Here is a 16,093-nt window from a genome sequence, read left to right on the forward strand (position 1 = left end):
TCTGCGCCGGGTATTGCAGCGTTGGGCTACTGGCTCGTAACGTTCGATCCGCACGGAGTTCGATCACGCAGTCGAGTCCATCGACTTCTGCGTTCCACGATGTGAGCCGCCCTCGTGCCGGGCCCATTCCCAGGGCCTGGTGCGGGTTAATCGGGTACGTCCAACTCCACTTCCCGGAGGTATGTTCCGTGAGAAGCACCCTCAGACGAGCATTGTTCGCCACGACCGTCGCCGCAGCCGCGTTCGGCTTCGCCGCCACATCGGCCTCGGCCACCGCCCTCGCGCAGTGGACCGTGTCCAACCCCAACGCGAACGGCACCTTCACGGCCTCGCTCAAGGCCGGCACGGTGGCGACCCTGGTCGACACCAACACCAGCCAGCAGGTGGACTGCTCGGTGGGCACCGCCAGCGGCACCGCTCCGAGCGGTACGTACCCCACCGGCGTCGGCCTCGCGAAGATCACTGCCGCCGCCTGGGGATCCACGGCCAGCCCGTGCCCGGGACCGCTCGGCTCGAACTTCACGGCCGTACTCGCACCGGGTGCTGTCATCAGCATCGACGCGAGCAGCTACAGCGGGGGCGTCACCTCGGGGAGCCTGTCCGGGGTCAAGGTCAACCTGACCGGTGACACCATCCTGGGCACCTGCAAGGCCGTGATCTCCGGAACCGTGAGCAACGTGACCTACACCAACTCCACGGGCGAGCTCAACATCAACACCGGCTCCGGCCTGAAGGTGGACAGCGCCGTCAACTGCGCGGGGCTGCTCAACGCGGGTGACTCGGCGACGTTCAAGGCGACGTACAAGGTCGCCGCACCGCTCACCATCACCTCGCCGTAACCGAACCGGCGCCGGTGGCAAGGAAGGGCCGCGGAGCGGGGGTTCTCCTCCTCTTCGCGGTCTGCCGTCGGCCGGCGCCCTCGCATCCCACGCACGAGTGCCGAGCACCGAGACGACGGCAGGTATGTCGAGATGAGAACAAGGACCACGGACCCGCGGCGCACCGCACGCATCGCCGCAGTCGGTGCGGTGGCGCTCGTGGCGGGCTTCATGCCGGGAACGGGAACCGCGGCGGACACCCGGACCGCCGAGGCGGACATCGCCTACACCTGTGACCTTCCCTCCGGGGAGCAGCCGGTCGCGGTGCACATCGCGACGGAGCTGCCGGTGACCACGAGTGTCGGGACCGCGATCCAGCCCCAAGACGTGGCCCTCTCCTTCGAGCTTCCGCGTTCCGCCCTCACCGCCTCGCCGGGCACCGAACCGGCGGCCGTCTCGGGATCCGCGCGGATGCTGACCGAGGTCTCGCAGCGGGGCGAGTCGACGGATGTGCCCTGGCAGGGTCTGGAGATCCCGGAGACCTCCCTCCCCGCCACGGGCGACCTCGCGCTCAGGGCGACGGGCGAGGTTCCGACGATCACGCCGAGATCGAGCGGCGACGTGGTCTTCGCCCTGGGGCAGCTGGACGTGGGCCTGGCCCCGAGCGCCGCGGAGGGCGCCGGTGACGCGCCGTCCCCGCTGGCCATCTCCTGCAAGGTCGATCCGGACCAGAACGCGGAGCTGGCCACGGTCACCGTTCCCGCGGAGAGCGGAACCCCGCCCCCGGACGGGACCGCTCCCGAGCCGTCCGGGGGCACCACCCCCGACCGGTCCGGCGGCACGAAGTCCGAGCGGGCGGAGGCCCTGTCCGCGGGAGGAGTGCAACCACCCGCCGACTGCACGCTCATGACCGGTCCGATCGCGCAGGTGCCCAAGGCGGCGCACGGCTACATGGCGGGATACTCCAACGTCAACAAGCTGGCCGAGGCGATCAGGTTCGACGACCCCGGACATCTGCGCCTCAACCTGAACACGTCCGTCTCCTTCCTCAAATGCCCGACGGGCGTGAAGAGCTGGTTGACCACCGACGGCACGCTCGACTACCGGGGGCGGCCCCAGATGCCGCCGGCCGAGGGCACCTTCCTCACCTTCGGCTTCATGCCGACGACGGCGAAGATGGAACTGATCCTCGACGGCAGGATCGAGATCGGAACGCTGGGGGACTCGGCCCCCGACCCCGAGACCAAGAAGTACAAGGAGACGACGACCGCCATCGCCTCCGCGCACGTGCGTCTCTACGACGTGAAGGTCAACGGGGAGCCGCTGGATGTCGGCCCCGACTGCCGCAGCGCGAACTCGATGACGCTGGAACTGGTCGGCAAGGGTGCGTCCGGCGTGGGCGGACCCGAGGGCTACACCGTGAAGACCGGAGGGCCCCTCACCGGCTACGCGGACGTGCCGCCGTTCACCGGATGCGGTGTCACGGAGGATCTCGACGACCTCTTCACCGCCTCGGTCTCCGGAAAAGGCAACTACACGAAAATGATGCAGTCCCCGCTGTGCGTCGAAGGTGTTCCGGCGAACTGTCCCGAGCCGCCGAAGCCCAAGCCCGAACGCTGAGAGCTGTTCCGCACGCGCTGACTTCCCGGACCCCCAGAAAGGCTGGACGAACCATGCGAGCTGCCCCGAAAAGTGTCAGACCCGCTCTCCTCGGCGCGCTGATGGCGGTGGCCGTCGGCATTCCGCTGAGCACCTCGCCGGCGAGCGCCGCCTCCGACCAGGCGATGAACGGCAACTGGGCACCCTTCAGCCGGTGTCCGGTCGACGACCCGGCCATGCTGGCCGCGGACGGCCAGACGGACATCCCGATCTGCGTGGCCTCGCACTCCGGGAGCGGGTCCATCAAGCTCGGCAACACCCTGGCGACGACCGGTGCCAACGACCTCCAGTTCGGTGTCGTGCGGAACACGGCGACGGGCGAGTCCAGGGTCGTGCCGCCCGCGGGCGGGGCGATCGTCGGAGCCCCGACGGAGATTCCCGGCGGTCTGCTCGGCATCATGTGCCCGAGCGGGGTTCCGGTGGTCTCCGCCATCTGCGAGCAGTTGACGGACAACAGCCTCAACCGGGTCGTCGCCACCGTGCAGTCGGCGGGCACACCCAGGAACTTCGATGTGGCCGCCGGGATGCAGAGCGGGAAGATCATCGTCGACATCCCGGTCCGCATCCATCTGGAGAACCCCTTCCTGGGGTCGAAGTGCTACATCGGAACCACCTCCGACCCGATCGTGCTGCGCCCGCAGAACCTCACCCAGCCGGCCGTGGCGAGCAAGCGCTTCGACGCCAACGGCACACCGAACACCGGTGGTGCGCTCAACCGCATCGAGCTGACCGGGAACGACCAGGGCGACGCGGGCTTCGCCGTCCCCGGGGTGAGCGGCTGCGGACCCCTGACCCTCGGCGAGCTGAACTGGGCGGTCAACCTGAAGACAGCGCTCCCGTCGGCCGCCGGAAAGAACAACCTGGTGCTCAACAACGCCGCCACGTACACGGGGGGCCTGGCCTCCCCCAGCGCCGCGGCGCCCGGCGCCGGCCGGCTGCTGTCGGAGAGCTGGCACGCGGGAGTGGCCCGGTAGCAATTCCTTCCGTACCTCCCACCCCGGAGTACGGACAACAGCGATGCCGCCCGCCCCGCCCGGCGCATTCCGCCGGGCGGGGCGGGCGCATTCGCACCGGTGTGCCGGACGGCTCACTTATCGACAAGCACGCGATAGGCAGTACTCACTCGCTCACAAAAAGAAAAAGAGCCGCCGAGAGCCGTGCAAAAAGTTGACGAACCAGTATTGCGAAGCCAGGTTACCGGGTCGTAGCGTCCCGGTTGAGCAGCGGCGAAACGTATCCGCGGCTGCTCGTTCGGTACCTCTGGAGCCCCGACGGATCCGGCCTCGCCGGCCGTGGGGACCAGGTCCGCGTGCCAGAGACCTTGCGCAGATTCCGACAAAGCCGCCCTGTGGCTTTGTCACTCGGTGACAAGTGATCCGCACCGAGCCCCAGATTCGTCGATTTCCGCTGTTCAACGGCTTGTCCTGGCGGTTTCGACGGACATAGCGTGCGCCTCCTGGTGCATGTGTGACGAGCCGCCATTGGATTTCTCAGAGCCGGAGCGCTGACAGATGACTTCGTTCACCACAACTTCGAAGGAGGGCCGATGGGAATCGAAGTAGTCGTCGAAGGCCTCACGAAGTCCTTCGGCAAGCAGAACATCTGGCAGGACGTCACCCTCACTCTGCCCGCCGGCGAAGTGAGCGTGATGCTCGGGCCTTCCGGCACCGGAAAGACCGTCTTCCTGAAATCCATCATCGGTCTGCTGAAGCCCGAGCACGGGCGCGTCCTCATCAACGGCGTCGACATGGTGAACAGCCCGGAACGCGAGATCATGGAGACCCGCAAGCTCTTCGGGCTCATGTTCCAGGACGGCGCCCTCTTCGGATCCATGTCGCTCTTCGACAACATCGCCTTCCCCCTGCGTGAACACACCCGCAAGAAGGAGTCGGAGATCCGCCGGATCGTCATGGAGCGGATCGACATCGTCGGCCTCCTCGGCGCCGAGGACAAACTGCCGGGCGAGATCTCCGGCGGCATGCGCAAGCGGGCCGGTCTGGCCCGCGCCCTCGTCCTGGACCCGCAGATCATCCTCTGCGACGAACCGGACTCCGGACTCGACCCGGTGCGCACCGCCTACATCTCCCAGCTGCTCATCGATCTCAACGCACAGATCGACGCGACGATGCTCATCGTCACCCACAACCTCGACATCGCGGCCACCGTCCCGGACAACATGGGGATGCTCTTCTGCCGCAACCTCGTCACCTTCGGGCCGCGCGAGGTGCTGCTCACCAGCGACATGCCGGTCGTCTCCCAGTTCCTCGCCGGACGACGCGAGGGGCCCATCGGGATGGCCGAGGAGAAGGACGCCGCCACCCTCGCCGCCGAGGAGATGAACGGCTACGGAGTCGGCATCAGCTCCGCCAACGCGCCGCGCACCGTCGTACCGCAGCTGGAGCCCTCGCCCGGCATGCCCGTACGGCAGGCCGCACTGCGCCGCCGGGAACGGGTCCTGTCGATGATGGGCCAGCTGCCCGAGGCCGCCCGCACGGCCATCATGAAGAGCTACACCCCGGCCCCGGGCGGTGAATACCTGTGACGGCCCCCATGCCGGTGCTGCCCCCCGAACCGTCCCCGGCCGGCGCGGCGGGCGACACGACGACGCCGAAGACACCGGAGCACCAGCCGCCCAGCCGGCTGCTCGCCCCGCTGCGCGAGACCGGGAAGCTGTTCTCCCTCGCCGCGACCGTGAGCCGGGAGGTCTTCCGACGCCCCTTCCAGGTAAGGGAGTTCATCGAGCAGTTCTGGTTCGTCGCCAGTGTCACCATCCTGCCCGCCGCCCTCGTCTCGATCCCGTTCGGCGCTGTCATCGCTCTCCAGGTCGGCTCGCTCACCCAGCAGCTCGGAGCCCAGTCGTTCACCGGCGGAGCCAGCGTCCTCGCCGTCATCCAGCAGGCCAGCCCGATCATCGTGGCCCTGCTGATCTCCGGCGCGGCGGGCTCGGCCATCTGCGCGGACCTCGGCTCCCGGAAGATCCGCGAGGAACTCGACGCGATGGAGGTCATGGGAGTCTCGCCCATCCAGCGCCTCGTCGTCCCGCGGGTACTCGCCACCATGCTGGTCGCCGTGCTGCTGAACGGCCTGGTCTCCGTCGTCGGCACGCTCGGCGGCTACTTCTTCAACGTGATCCTCCAGCACGGCACCCCCGGTGCCTACCTGGCCAGCTTCTCCGCCCTCGCCCAGCTCCCCGACCTGTACATCAGTGAGGTCAAGGCGCTGATCTTCGGCTTCATCGCGGGCATCGTCGCCGCCTACCGGGGACTCAACCCGCGCGGCGGCCCCAAGGGTGTCGGCGACGCGGTGAACCAGTCCGTCGTCATCACCTTCATGCTGCTGTTCTTCGTGAACACGGTCCTCACGGCGATCTACCTCCAGATCGTCCCCGCGAAGGGGAGCTGACCGATGTCGATGCTCAGCTGGCTCGACCGATCCGGTGAACAACTCACCTTCTACGTACGTGCGTTGATCTGGGTTCCCCGGACCCTGCGCCGCTATCTGCGCGAGGTCCAGCGACTGCTGGCCGAAGTTGCCTTCGGCAGCGGCGGACTCGGTGTCATCGGCGGCACCATCGGCGTGATGGTCGCGATGACCCTCTTCACCGGCACCGTCGTCGGTCTCCAGGGCTACGCCGCCCTCAACCAGATCGGCACCTCCGCCTTCACCGGCTTCATCTCCGCCTACTTCAACACCCGCGAGATCGCCCCGCTCGTCGCCGGGCTCGCGCTCTCCGCGACCGTCGGCGCCGGCTTCACCGCCCAGCTCGGGGCGATGCGGATCAACGAGGAGGTCGACGCCCTGGAGGCGATGGGCGTGCGGTCCATGCCGTACCTCGTCTCCACCCGGATCATCGCCGGGGTCGTCGCGATCATCCCGCTGTACGCGATCGGGCTGCTCTCCTCGTACCTCGCGTCCCGCTACATCACGGTCCTGTTCAACGGGCAGTCGGCGGGCACCTACGACCACTACTTCAATCTCTTCCTCTCCCCGGACGACGTGCTGCTGTCGGTGCTCAAGGTGCTGATCTTCAGCGTGATGGTGATCCTCGCCCACTGCTACTACGGCTTCCACGCCACCGGCGGGCCCGCCGGTGTGGGGGTCGCGGTCGGGCGGTCGGTGCGTAACGCCATCGTGCTCATCAGCGTGACCGACTTCTTCCTCTCCCTCGCCATCTGGGGCGCTACCACGACGGTGAAGGTGGCCGGCTGATGAATTCCCACCGGACGCAGACCGTCCGCCGCAGACTCGCCGGAGTCGCCTTCCTCCTCGTGCCCGCCGTGCTCGTATGGGTGTCGGTCTCGGTGTACCGGAAGGACTTCACCGACGACGCGACCGTGACCGTACGCACCTCCAGCGTCGGCAACGAGATGCACGACAACGCCGATGTGAAACTGCGCGGCGTCGTCGTCGGGCAGGTCCGCTCCATCACGGCCGACGGCAACGGGGCCCGGCTCACCCTCGCCATCGATCCCGGCAAGCTCGACCGGATCCCGGCCGACGTGACCGCGCAGATGCTGCCCACCACGCTCTTCGGGGAGCGGTTCGTCGCACTCGTACCGCCCGAGATGCCGTCCACACAGCCGCTGCGGGCCGGTTCCGTCATCCCGCAGGACCGCTCCAGCAACGCCATCGAGCTGGAGGAGGTCCTCGACAACGTCCTGCCTCTGCTGACCGCCGTCAAACCGGAGAAGCTCGCCGCCACCCTGGGCGCGGTCTCCCAGGCCCTCCAGGGACGGGGCGAGAAGCTCGGCGACACCCTCGTCACGCTCGACGCCCACCTGGCCAAGTTCAACCCCCAACTCCCCACGCTCAACGCCGATATCAAGGAACTCGTCAAGGTGAGCAAGGTGTACGGGGACGCCGCCCCCGACATCCTGGACGCGCTCACCGACTTCACCACCACCAGCGGCACCATCGCCGAACAGCAGGCACAGCTCGCCGGGCTCTACGGGTCCACGACCGCCTCCGCGCGTGACCTCACCTCGTTCCTCCAGGAGAACAAGGACAACCTGATCCGGCTCTCCGCCACGAGCAGGCCGACACTGGAGCTGCTCGCGAAGTACTCGGACGAATTCCCCTGCACCCTGCGGACCATGGCCGGATTCGTCCCGGCCATGGACAAGGCGCTCGGCAAGGGCACCGACCGGCCCGGACTCCACGTCACCGTCAAGTCCGTGAAGTCGAAGGGCAAGTACGTGCCCGGCAAGGACACCCCGGTCTACGACTCGACCGGCGGACCGCACTGCTACTCCGTGCCGTACGTGGGCAAGGCGGTCCCGACCGCCGACACCCGCACGGCGGCGGCCGTCGACGCGCCCGGCACCGCACCCGCCGGCACCGCCTCCACGGCGAAGGACTCCGCCCTCGGCATGCCCAACTCCCCGCAGGAGAGCCGGCTCGTCAACGAACTGGTCGCTCCCTCACTGAAAGTCCAGCCGCAGACCCTGCCCGACTGGAGCAGCGTGCTCATCGGTCCGGCCTTCCGCGGTGCGGAGGTGAAGCTCAAGTGAAGCGCCGCTCTCTCGCCGCTCCGCTCACGAAATCGATCGTCTTCATCCTGGTGACCGTCCTGGCCACCACGGTGCTGGCACTGTCCATCGCCAACACGGGCGTCGGCGACACCACCACGTACCGGGCCAGGTTCACCGACGCCACCGGACTGGTCGTCGGCGACAGCGTCCGGATCGCCGGGGTCAAGGTCGGACAGGTCGAATCCATCGAGGTCGCCGACAAGAGGCTCGCCGAGGTCGCCTTCGCCGTCCGCAAGGGACGCAGGCTCCCCGCCTCGGTGACCGCCTCGATCAAGTACCTCAACATGGTCGGCCAGCGGTACATCGACCTCGACCAGGGGGCCGGGCCGGTCGGCAGGAGTTTCGCCGCCGGAGCCACCATCCCGCTCTCCCGCACCACCCCGGCGCTCGACCTCACCCAGCTCTTCAACGGCTTCCAGCCGCTCTTCGAAGGGCTCTCCCCGCCCGACGTCAACCAGCTGGCCGGCTCCATCGTCCAGGTGCTCCAGGGCGAGGGCGGCACCGTCGACAGCATCCTGTCGCACGTCGGCTCGCTCACCGGCACGGTCGCCGCCAAGGACAAGGTGATCGGCGAGGTGATCAAGAACCTCAACACGGTCCTGAAGACCGTCAACGACCGCGAGGCCGGTTTCGACGACCTCGTCGACACCCTGCAGAAACTCGTCACCGGATTCGCCGGCGACCGCAAACCGCTCGGCCAGGCGGTCACCGCCATGGGGGCGCTCACCACCGTCACCGCGGGCCTCCTCGACGACGGCCGGGCACCCCTCAAGAGCGACATCAAGCAACTCGGCCGGCTCTCGGACCAGTTGGGCAAGGGAACCCCGCAGATCGAGAACTTCCTGCAGAAGACCCCGGCCAAGATGGCGGCGATCAGCCGGCTCACCTCGTACGGCTCCTGGCTCAACCTCTACCTCTGCGAGGCCAGGGTCAGCGGAGTGACGACCGAGGACGGCAGCGCCCCGCCCACCGGCATCGTGGTCAGGAAGCCGAGGTGCCAGTCATGAGGATCAAACCCGTACGGGAACGCAACCCCGTCGCCGTGGCCGTCGTGGGGCTGGTCGTCCTCGCCCTCATCGGCCTGGGCGCCTACCGCGTCGACGCGCTGCCCTTCATCGGCGGCGGTACCACCTACAGCGCCGACTTCACCGAGTCCGCCGGACTGAGCGAGGGCGACGAGGTGCGGGTCGCCGGAGTCAAGGTCGGCGAGGTCACCGGCGTCTCGCTCGACGGTCCCAAGGTGAAGGTCAGCTTCAAGGTCAAGGACGTCTGGATCGGCAACTCCTCCACCGTCGGCATCGCCATCAAGACCCTGCTCGGCGAGAAGTACCTCGCCGTCGACCCGCTGGGCAACGCCCCGCAGGACCCGCACGAACGCATCGGGGCGAGCCGCACCACATCCCCGTACGACGTCACCCAGGCGTTCAACGGACTCGGCGAGACCATCGGCGAGATCGACACCGCCCAGCTCGCCAAGAGCTTCGAGACGATCTCCGCCACCTTCAAGGACTCCCCGCCGGACGTGAAGAGCGCGGCCGACGGGCTCTCCGCCCTCTCGAGGACCGTCTCCGAACGGGACGCCGAGCTCGCCACCCTCCTCAAGGGAAGCAAGCAGCTCACCAAGACCCTCGCCAACAAGAAGAGCAGCTTCGAGACCCTGCTGGAGGACGGCAATCTGCTCCTCGGTGAGATCCAGGCGCGCCGCGACTCCATCCACCTGCTGCTCACCGGCACCAAGAACCTGGGCACTCAGCTCACCGGCCTCGTGCAGGACAACAACAAGCAGCTGGGGCCCACCCTGGACTCGCTCGGCCGGGTCACCGCCGTACTGGTGAAGAACCGCAAGAGCCTCGACAAGGTGCTCTCGCTCGCCGGCTCCTACAGCCGGCTCGTCGGCAACACCCTCGGCAGCGGCCGCTGGTTCGACAACTACGTCTGCGGGGTCGTCCCCAAGGAGTACGTGCCCGCGGGCACACCCGCCGGGCCCGAGTGCAAGCCACCCAAGCAGCAAGGCGGCCGCTGACATGAGAATGAAGCGCATCGTCGGCATCGGCGCCGGACTCGCCGTGGTGGCCGTCGCGGCGACCACCGGTGTGCTGGCCATGGACGACGAGGGAACGACGACCATCACCGCCTACTTCGACCAGGCCACCGGTGTGTACGCCGGGTCGGACCTGCGGATCCTGGGCGTCAGGGTCGGCCGGGTCGAATCGGTCACCCCCCGGGGCAAGGAGGTCGCGGTCACGCTGCGGGTCGACAAGGGCGTCAAGGTCCCCGAGGGGGCGCACGCCGTGGTCGTCGCCCCCAGCCTGGTCGCCGACCGCTACATCCAGCTCGCCCCCGCCTACGACGGCGGACCGCAGATCGCGGACGACGCCGTACTGCCGGCCGCGAACAACGCCACACCCGTCGAGGTGGACCAGCTGTACGACTCCATCACGGAGCTCTCCAAGGCCCTCGGCCCGGACGGAGCCAACGCCGACGGAGCCCTCTCCGGACTCCTCGACACCGGGGCCAGGAACCTCGACGGCAACGGCAAGGCCATCGGCGACTCCATCGAGCAGTTCGGCAAGGCCACCAAGACCCTCGACAGGAGCAGCGGGAACCTCTTCGACACGCTGTCCTACCTGCAGACCTTCACCACCATGCTGAAGGACAACGACGGCAATGTCCGCGCCGCCGAACAGCAGCTCAACTCGGTCACCGGGTTCCTCGCCGACGACAAGGAGAACCTCGGTGCCGCGCTGAAGGAACTGGGCACCGCCCTGGGCCAGGTCAAGGGCTTCATCCAGAAGAACCGCGGCGCCCTCAAGGCGAACGTGGACGCCCTGGTACCGCTCACCCAGACCCTGGTCGACCAGCGGGCCTCGCTCGCCGAGTCACTGGACACGCTGCCGCTCGCCGCGGGCAACGTCGTCAACGCCTACGACCCGGTGAACCGCACGCTCAACGGCCGTACCAACCTCAACGAGCTCTCCATGGGCGGACCGCTCACCGAGTCCACCGGACTCGCCGGCCTCACCCCGGTGGACGGCGCACGCCGCAAGGCGCTGCCGACCCTGCCGCTCCCGGCCGTCGGCACCGTCTACGGCACCCCGGCGAAGACCGCCACGGAAAAGAAGGGGGCGAACCGATGAGCCGAGTGCTGCGCAGACCCGGAGCCCGCACGACGGGCGTCGCCGCGGTGCTGGCCGTGGGCGTCGGCCTGGCCCTCGTCGTCACCGTCTCCGGCCTGCCGTCGTTCACCGGGATCGACCAGGTCCCGCTGCCGGGCGGCGCCGACCTCGGCGACCACCCGTACGAGGTCACCGCGGAGTTCGCGGACGTGCTCAGCCTCGCCCCGCAGGCGTCGGTGAAGGTCAACGACGTCGCCGTCGGCCGTGTCACCAAGGTCTCCCTCGGCTCGGGCAGCTGGAACGCGAAGGTCACCATGCGCGTCAACGGGAAGGTCGAACTGCCCGCCAATGCCTACGCCCACCTGGAACAGTCCAGCCTCCTCGGCGAGAAGTACATCCAGCTCGCCGCGCCCGCGCGCGGCACCGCCCGGGGCAGGCTCGCCGACGGGGACCGGATCCCGCTCTCCCGCACCAACCGGAACCCCGAGGTCGAAGAGGTCTTCGGCGCCCTGTCGATGCTTCTCAACGGCGGCGGCGTCAACCAGCTCAAGACCATCACCACCGAGCTCAACAAGGCGCTCGCCGGACGCGAACCCCAGATGCGCTCCATGCTCGGCCGCGTCAACACCCTCGTCACGAACCTGGACGGCCACAAGAAGGACATCACCGACGCCCTCGACGGGGTGAACCGGCTCTCCGCCACCCTCGCCACCCGCAAACAGGACGTCGGTACGGTCCTCACCGGGCTCAGCCCCGGCCTGAAGGTCCTGGAGAATCAGCGCGGCTCGCTCCTCACCATGCTGCGTTCGCTCGACACCCTCTCCACCGTCGCCGTCGACACGGTCAACAAGAGCAAGGCCGACATGATCGCCGACCTCAAGGCCCTCGCCCCCAGCCTCAAGGCACTCGCCGACTCCGGCAGCGACCTGCCCGACTCCCTCCAGGTGCTGCTCACCTACCCGTTCACCGACGAGGTGCTGCGCGGGGTGAAGGGCGACTACCTCAACGTCTACCTGGATGTGACGGCCATGCCCGGCACACAGATCATCCCGTCGCTCGTCCCGGCGGTTCCCCCGCGGACCGGGACCGGAACCAGCACGGCCGGACGGGAACTGCCGCTGCCCCTTCCCGCGGTCCCGACGGCGGGCACGGACGGGAGCAGCCGATGATCACCCTCGCCATCCGGCTCAAGAACATCGCCTTCCTGGTCATCGCGGTCCTCGTACTCGGCTTCCTCGGCGTCCGGTACGCCGACCTCGGCCACTACATCGGCCTGCGCAGCTACTACACCGTCAAGGTCCAGCTCCCGCGCACCGGCGGGCTGTACACCCATTCCAACGTCACCTACCGGGGAGTCTCGGTGGGCAGGGTCGGGCCGATCGAGCTCACCGACGACGGAGTCGAGGCCGAACTGCGCATCGAGAAGGACGCCCCGAAGATCCCGGACGGCCTCAAGGCCGTCGTCGCCAGCCTCTCCTCGGTCGGCGAGCAGTACGTGGACCTGCGGCCCACCCGCACCGGGGGCCCGTACCTGGCGAACGGCTCCGTCATCGATCAGGCCGACACCACCGTTCCCGCCCCCGTCACCGATGTCCTCACCAGCGTCAACGACCTCGCAGGCTCGGTCGATCTGGAATCCCTGCGCACGGTCGTCGACGAGTTCGGCACCGCGTTCGAGGGACGCGGCGACGACCTCCAGGTGCTGCTGGACACCGGGAGCGATTTCGTCCGGGCGGCGGACGACGCGCTGCCGGTCAACACCCGGCTGATGATCGACGGCCGAACCGTGCTGCGCACCCAGGCCGAACAGGGCGAAGCACTCAAGGGATTCGCCTCCGGCGCCGGCGAACTGGCCGCACAGCTCAAGAGCTCCGACACCGATCTGCGCAAGCTGATCGCGGTCGCCCCCGACGCGACCGGACAGATCAGCGGACTGCTGAGGGACCTGGACCCGAGCTTCGGCGTCGTCGTCGCCAACCTCCTCACCACCTCCGAGGTCGCCGTCACCAGGCAGCGCGGCATGGAGGAACTCCTGGTCAAGCTGCCCGCGGTGGCGGCCGCCGGGGCCAGCGCGATCGACGAGAACGGTGCCCGGTTCGGGATGTCGGTGACCTTCTTCGAACCGCTGCCCTGCACCGCCGGATACGGCGGCACGGTCTACCGCAGCGGCCTGGACACCTCGGCCGGACCGCCCGTCAACACCAAGGCGCGCTGCACCTCTTCGCCCGGCACCGGCATCAACGTGCGCGGCAGCGCCAACGCGCCGAAGGGCGGCGCCGTGCCCGAGCCCGCCAAGCCCGGCTCGATGCTGCTGAGCGACGACGCGGACCGGCTCCCGGGCGCGCTCGGTGTCACCGGCCGTAGCCCGTCGGACGGCGACGGCATGGCCGGCCTGCTGGGACTCGGACAGGAGGGCGGCCGATGACGACCCGTACGAAGACCGTGACCGGTTGGGCGGTGCTGCTCGCCGCCGTGCTGGTCTGCGCCCTCGGCGGCTGGTCGTACGCCCGGGCGCGCGGCGACGAGAGCCTCGCGTACGCCAAGAGCCGGGACGCCGCGCTGGCCGACGGCAAGCACCGCCTCGCCCTGCTGAACACCCTCGACGCCAAGGACGCCAGGAGCGTGGACAGCGGTCTCGGCGCCTGGCTCGACTCCTCCACCGGGCCGCTCCACGACCAGCTGGGACGAACCCGGAGCAAGGACGCGAGGGAACTGACCAAGTCCGGTGCCACCGCGCGCGGCAAGGTCACCGACGCGGCGCTCACCGCGCTCGACGAGCGGACCGGAACAGCCGGGATGATCGCGACCGTCGATGTCGAGGTCACCCCGCGTTCCGGAAAGGCCGGCACCGAACGCAAGCGCTTCGAGGCCACGCTGGCCCGTACCCCGGACGGCTGGAAGGTCAAGGCGCTCACGGCGATTCCGGTCGGGAGCGGCGAATGAAGGAGCGGGGAGGGACAGCGGTCGTGAGTACGGACACCGGAACGGACACGGAGACACGGGACGCCGAGGAGGCCGAGGAAGCCGGCGCGGCCGCCGAGGAGGACCGGCCGGACGCGTCCGGGCCCGCCCGGCGGTGGCCGCGCATCGTGGCAGCCGTCCTGGCCGTCGCACTGCTCGTGACCGGCGGCGTGCTCTTCGCCGAGGGCCGGGCGCTGCGCGACACCCCCGCCACCTCGAACCGCGCGCTGACCGACAGCGAGGCGACCACCCGGGTCGCGGGCGATGTCAGCAACGCACTCGGCAAGGTCTTCTCCTACAGCCCGCAGGCCACCGCCGTCACCAAGGAGTCGGCGAAACAACTCCTGGCCGGCAAGGCGCTCCAGCAGTACGCGGCCCTGTTCGGCCAGGTCGAGAAGCAGGCCGCGGACCAGAGGCTGACGCTCACCACCCATGTCGTGCGTGCCGGAGTGACCCGGCTGACGGACGACAGCGCCCATCTGCTGGTCTTCCTCGACCAGGTCTACGAGCGGGAAGGCAGACCGGCCACCACGGCGGCGGCCCAGCTCTCCGTCACCGCCCAGCTGCGGGACGGACGCTGGACCGTGGTCGAGATCGCCTCCAGATAGCAGCACCCACACACGCGCGACTCGGTACGGATCGGCCGGCAGGGGAGAGACAGCAATGGCACGGGTACGGATGGCGGGGAACCCGCTGGTGGCGGCGGCGGTCGTACTGGCGGTCGCGGCGGCCGGCGCGGCGGCCTGGGGCGGAGTGTCGTGGTACGACGCCGCGCACGACGAGTCGGCGCAGTACGCGCAGTCCCGCGACGAGGCGCTGGCCGCGGGCGAGCAGGCCGTGCAGAACATGAACACGCTCGACCACCGGAAGCTGGAGAAGGGCCTCGACACCTGGGAGGACTCCACCACCGGCGACCTGCACCAGCAACTGGTCGACGGCCGCTCGGCGTTCGTGAAGCAGATCGAGCAGGCGAAGACGGTCAGCACGGCCCAGATCCTGTCCGGGGCGGTGACCGAACTCGACGACCGGGCCGGCAAGGCCGGAGTCATGGTGGCGCTGCGGGTCACCGTGACCGCGCCGAAGGGCAAGCCCGCGGTGAAGGAGAGCCGGATGCTCGGCAAGCTCACCCGTACCTCCGAGGGGTGGAAGCTCAGCGCCCTCGGCCAGGCACCCGTCGGAAACACGGCCGGCTGACGCCACCGACTCCCACCCCGTCACCGAGAGGACCCCCGGACATGTCGACGACCCGTCACCTCGTCAACCGCCGGCGCCGGCTGGCCACCGTCGCCGCGGAACGCCCCACCACCACCGCCCCCGCACGGCGGCCCGCGACCACGGACACGTCCCAGGACGAGCCGGCGCGTACCACCGCAGCGAAGGACACCACCACCACCGACGACGACGAGGTCACGGACGACGCGGGTCCGGCGGGGGAGCAGGAGAGGAAGGCGCCGCGCGGCGAGCGGCCGTCCCGCCTCCGCGTCCGGCTGCCCGCCGTCCTCTGCGCCCTCACCGTGCTCCTCGGGGCCTTCGCCGCCTGGGCGTTCACCTCGGCCGGCAGTCTGCGCGACGACCCGTCCCGGCAGAACACCGCGCTCACCGACATCGCGCGGACCAGCGAGGTGAAGGGCCAGATCGCCGACGCCGTGGGCGCGGTGTTCTCGTACAACTACGCCTCGCCCGGCAATTCCGAGGACGCGGCCAGGACCCACCTGGTCGGCAAGGCGGTGCAGCAGCACAAGGACATGCTCGCCCAGGTCCGGGCCCAGGGACAGAAGCAGAAGCTGGTGCTGACCACGACCGTCACCGACAGCGGCGTGGAGCTCCTGGACGGGGACCGGGCCCGGCTGCTGATCTTCGCCGACCAGAGCAACACCCGTACCGGGAAGTCGGACGAGACGACCTACGCGGCGGCCATGTTCGCCGTGGACGCCGTTCGCCGCGGCGACACCTGGCGGATCTCCGCCATCGATACGTTCACCCGGTGACCCGGGGGAGAGGGAGCACG

The 16,093-nt window shown here is 69.2% G+C and carries 16 protein-coding genes; all 16 read left to right on the forward strand.

Features of this window, described 5'->3' with window-relative positions; translation table 11 throughout:
• Positions 1-188: 188 nt before the first annotated feature.
• The 16 genes from ACWCPY_RS17000 to ACWCPY_RS17075 all read left to right on the forward strand — a co-directional run bounded on the left by ACWCPY_RS17000 (position 189) and on the right by ACWCPY_RS17075 (position 16,073).
• Positions 189-839 (forward strand): hypothetical protein, encoded by a 651-nt coding sequence (locus ACWCPY_RS17000; protein WP_451265647.1) that lies wholly within the window; start codon positions 189-191, stop codon positions 837-839.
• 132 nt (positions 840-971) lie between these two features.
• On the forward strand, positions 972-2,438 hold the full coding sequence (locus ACWCPY_RS17005) for a DUF6801 domain-containing protein (RefSeq protein ID WP_451265649.1): 1,467 nt from the start codon (positions 972-974) through the stop codon (positions 2,436-2,438).
• Positions 2,439-2,491: 53 nt separating this feature from the next.
• On the forward strand, positions 2,492-3,451 hold the full coding sequence (locus ACWCPY_RS17010; protein ID WP_451265651.1) for a hypothetical protein: 960 nt from the start codon (positions 2,492-2,494) through the stop codon (positions 3,449-3,451).
• Positions 3,452-4,023: 572 nt separating this feature from the next.
• Complete coding sequence (locus tag ACWCPY_RS17015; RefSeq protein WP_451265653.1) at positions 4,024-5,019, forward strand: ABC transporter ATP-binding protein; 996 nt, start codon at positions 4,024-4,026, stop codon at positions 5,017-5,019.
• Positions 5,016-5,879: an MlaE family ABC transporter permease gene (locus ACWCPY_RS17020; protein ID WP_451265655.1), complete on the forward strand. Its 864-nt coding sequence runs from the start codon at positions 5,016-5,018 to the stop codon at positions 5,877-5,879. The genes ACWCPY_RS17015 and ACWCPY_RS17020 overlap by 4 nt, the downstream gene beginning before the upstream one ends.
• Positions 5,880-5,882: 3 nt before the next feature.
• Positions 5,883-6,686 carry an MlaE family ABC transporter permease gene (locus tag ACWCPY_RS17025; protein WP_072485014.1) on the forward strand — a complete coding sequence of 268 codons (804 nt, stop codon included), beginning with the start codon at positions 5,883-5,885 and terminating at the stop codon, positions 6,684-6,686.
• Complete coding sequence (locus tag ACWCPY_RS17030; RefSeq protein ID WP_451265657.1) at positions 6,686-7,987, forward strand: MCE family protein; 1,302 nt, start codon at positions 6,686-6,688, stop codon at positions 7,985-7,987. Before ACWCPY_RS17025 ends, ACWCPY_RS17030 begins: the two co-directional genes overlap by 1 nt.
• On the forward strand, positions 7,984-9,015 hold the full coding sequence (locus tag ACWCPY_RS17035) for an MCE family protein (RefSeq protein ID WP_451265659.1): 1,032 nt from the start codon (positions 7,984-7,986) through the stop codon (positions 9,013-9,015). Before ACWCPY_RS17030 ends, ACWCPY_RS17035 begins: the two co-directional genes overlap by 4 nt.
• Complete coding sequence (locus tag ACWCPY_RS17040) at positions 9,012-10,031, forward strand: MCE family protein (protein WP_451265661.1); 1,020 nt, start codon at positions 9,012-9,014, stop codon at positions 10,029-10,031. Before ACWCPY_RS17035 ends, ACWCPY_RS17040 begins: the two co-directional genes overlap by 4 nt.
• A gap of 1 nt (position 10,032) precedes the next feature.
• Positions 10,033-11,145, forward strand: a complete 1,113-nt coding sequence (locus ACWCPY_RS17045; protein WP_451265663.1) for an MCE family protein — start codon at positions 10,033-10,035, stop codon at positions 11,143-11,145.
• Positions 11,142-12,293: an MCE family protein gene (locus ACWCPY_RS17050; protein WP_451265665.1), complete on the forward strand. Its 1,152-nt coding sequence runs from the start codon at positions 11,142-11,144 to the stop codon at positions 12,291-12,293. Before ACWCPY_RS17045 ends, ACWCPY_RS17050 begins: the two co-directional genes overlap by 4 nt.
• Positions 12,290-13,549, forward strand: a complete 1,260-nt coding sequence (locus ACWCPY_RS17055; RefSeq protein ID WP_451265667.1) for an MCE family protein — start codon at positions 12,290-12,292, stop codon at positions 13,547-13,549. Before ACWCPY_RS17050 ends, ACWCPY_RS17055 begins: the two co-directional genes overlap by 4 nt.
• On the forward strand, positions 13,546-14,067 hold the full coding sequence (locus ACWCPY_RS17060) for a hypothetical protein (RefSeq protein ID WP_451265669.1): 522 nt from the start codon (positions 13,546-13,548) through the stop codon (positions 14,065-14,067). Before ACWCPY_RS17055 ends, ACWCPY_RS17060 begins: the two co-directional genes overlap by 4 nt.
• Positions 14,064-14,693 (forward strand): hypothetical protein, encoded by a 630-nt coding sequence (locus ACWCPY_RS17065; protein ID WP_451265671.1) that lies wholly within the window; start codon positions 14,064-14,066, stop codon positions 14,691-14,693. The genes ACWCPY_RS17060 and ACWCPY_RS17065 overlap by 4 nt, the downstream gene beginning before the upstream one ends.
• A gap of 88 nt (positions 14,694-14,781) precedes the next feature.
• Positions 14,782-15,279: a nuclear transport factor 2 family protein gene (locus ACWCPY_RS17070; protein WP_451265823.1), complete on the forward strand. Its 498-nt coding sequence runs from the start codon at positions 14,782-14,784 to the stop codon at positions 15,277-15,279.
• A gap of 41 nt (positions 15,280-15,320) precedes the next feature.
• The gene (locus ACWCPY_RS17075; protein ID WP_451265673.1) at positions 15,321-16,073 is read left to right on the forward strand and encodes a hypothetical protein; all 753 of its coding nucleotides are present in this window, start codon (positions 15,321-15,323) and stop codon (positions 16,071-16,073) included.
• Positions 16,074-16,093: the final 20 nt, after the last annotated feature.

Source organism: Streptomyces sp. NPDC002403 (genome assembly GCF_053593015.1).

Bases quoted from the DNA above. Each gene is read 5' to 3' on its own strand.
- ACWCPY_RS17010 (WP_451265651.1), top strand. From the start codon at position 2,492: ATGCGAGCTGCCCCGAAAAGTGTCAGACCCGCTCTCCTCGGCGCGCTG.
- ACWCPY_RS17040 (WP_451265661.1), top strand. From the start codon at position 9,012: ATGAGGATCAAACCCGTACGGGAACGCAACCCCGTCGCCGTGGCCGTC.
- ACWCPY_RS17045 (WP_451265663.1), top strand. From the start codon at position 10,033: ATGAGAATGAAGCGCATCGTCGGCATCGGCGCCGGACTCGCCGTGGTG.
- ACWCPY_RS17075 (WP_451265673.1), top strand. From the start codon at position 15,321: ATGTCGACGACCCGTCACCTCGTCAACCGCCGGCGCCGGCTGGCCACC.
- ACWCPY_RS17015 (WP_451265653.1), top strand. From the start codon at position 4,024: ATGGGAATCGAAGTAGTCGTCGAAGGCCTCACGAAGTCCTTCGGCAAG.
- ACWCPY_RS17005 (WP_451265649.1), top strand. From the start codon at position 972: ATGAGAACAAGGACCACGGACCCGCGGCGCACCGCACGCATCGCCGCA.
- ACWCPY_RS17065 (WP_451265671.1), top strand. From the start codon at position 14,064: ATGAAGGAGCGGGGAGGGACAGCGGTCGTGAGTACGGACACCGGAACG.
- ACWCPY_RS17050 (WP_451265665.1), top strand. From the start codon at position 11,142: ATGAGCCGAGTGCTGCGCAGACCCGGAGCCCGCACGACGGGCGTCGCC.
- ACWCPY_RS17060 (WP_451265669.1), top strand. From the start codon at position 13,546: ATGACGACCCGTACGAAGACCGTGACCGGTTGGGCGGTGCTGCTCGCC.
- ACWCPY_RS17025 (WP_072485014.1), top strand. From the start codon at position 5,883: ATGTCGATGCTCAGCTGGCTCGACCGATCCGGTGAACAACTCACCTTC.
- ACWCPY_RS17030 (WP_451265657.1), top strand. From the start codon at position 6,686: ATGAATTCCCACCGGACGCAGACCGTCCGCCGCAGACTCGCCGGAGTC.
- ACWCPY_RS17055 (WP_451265667.1), top strand. From the start codon at position 12,290: ATGATCACCCTCGCCATCCGGCTCAAGAACATCGCCTTCCTGGTCATC.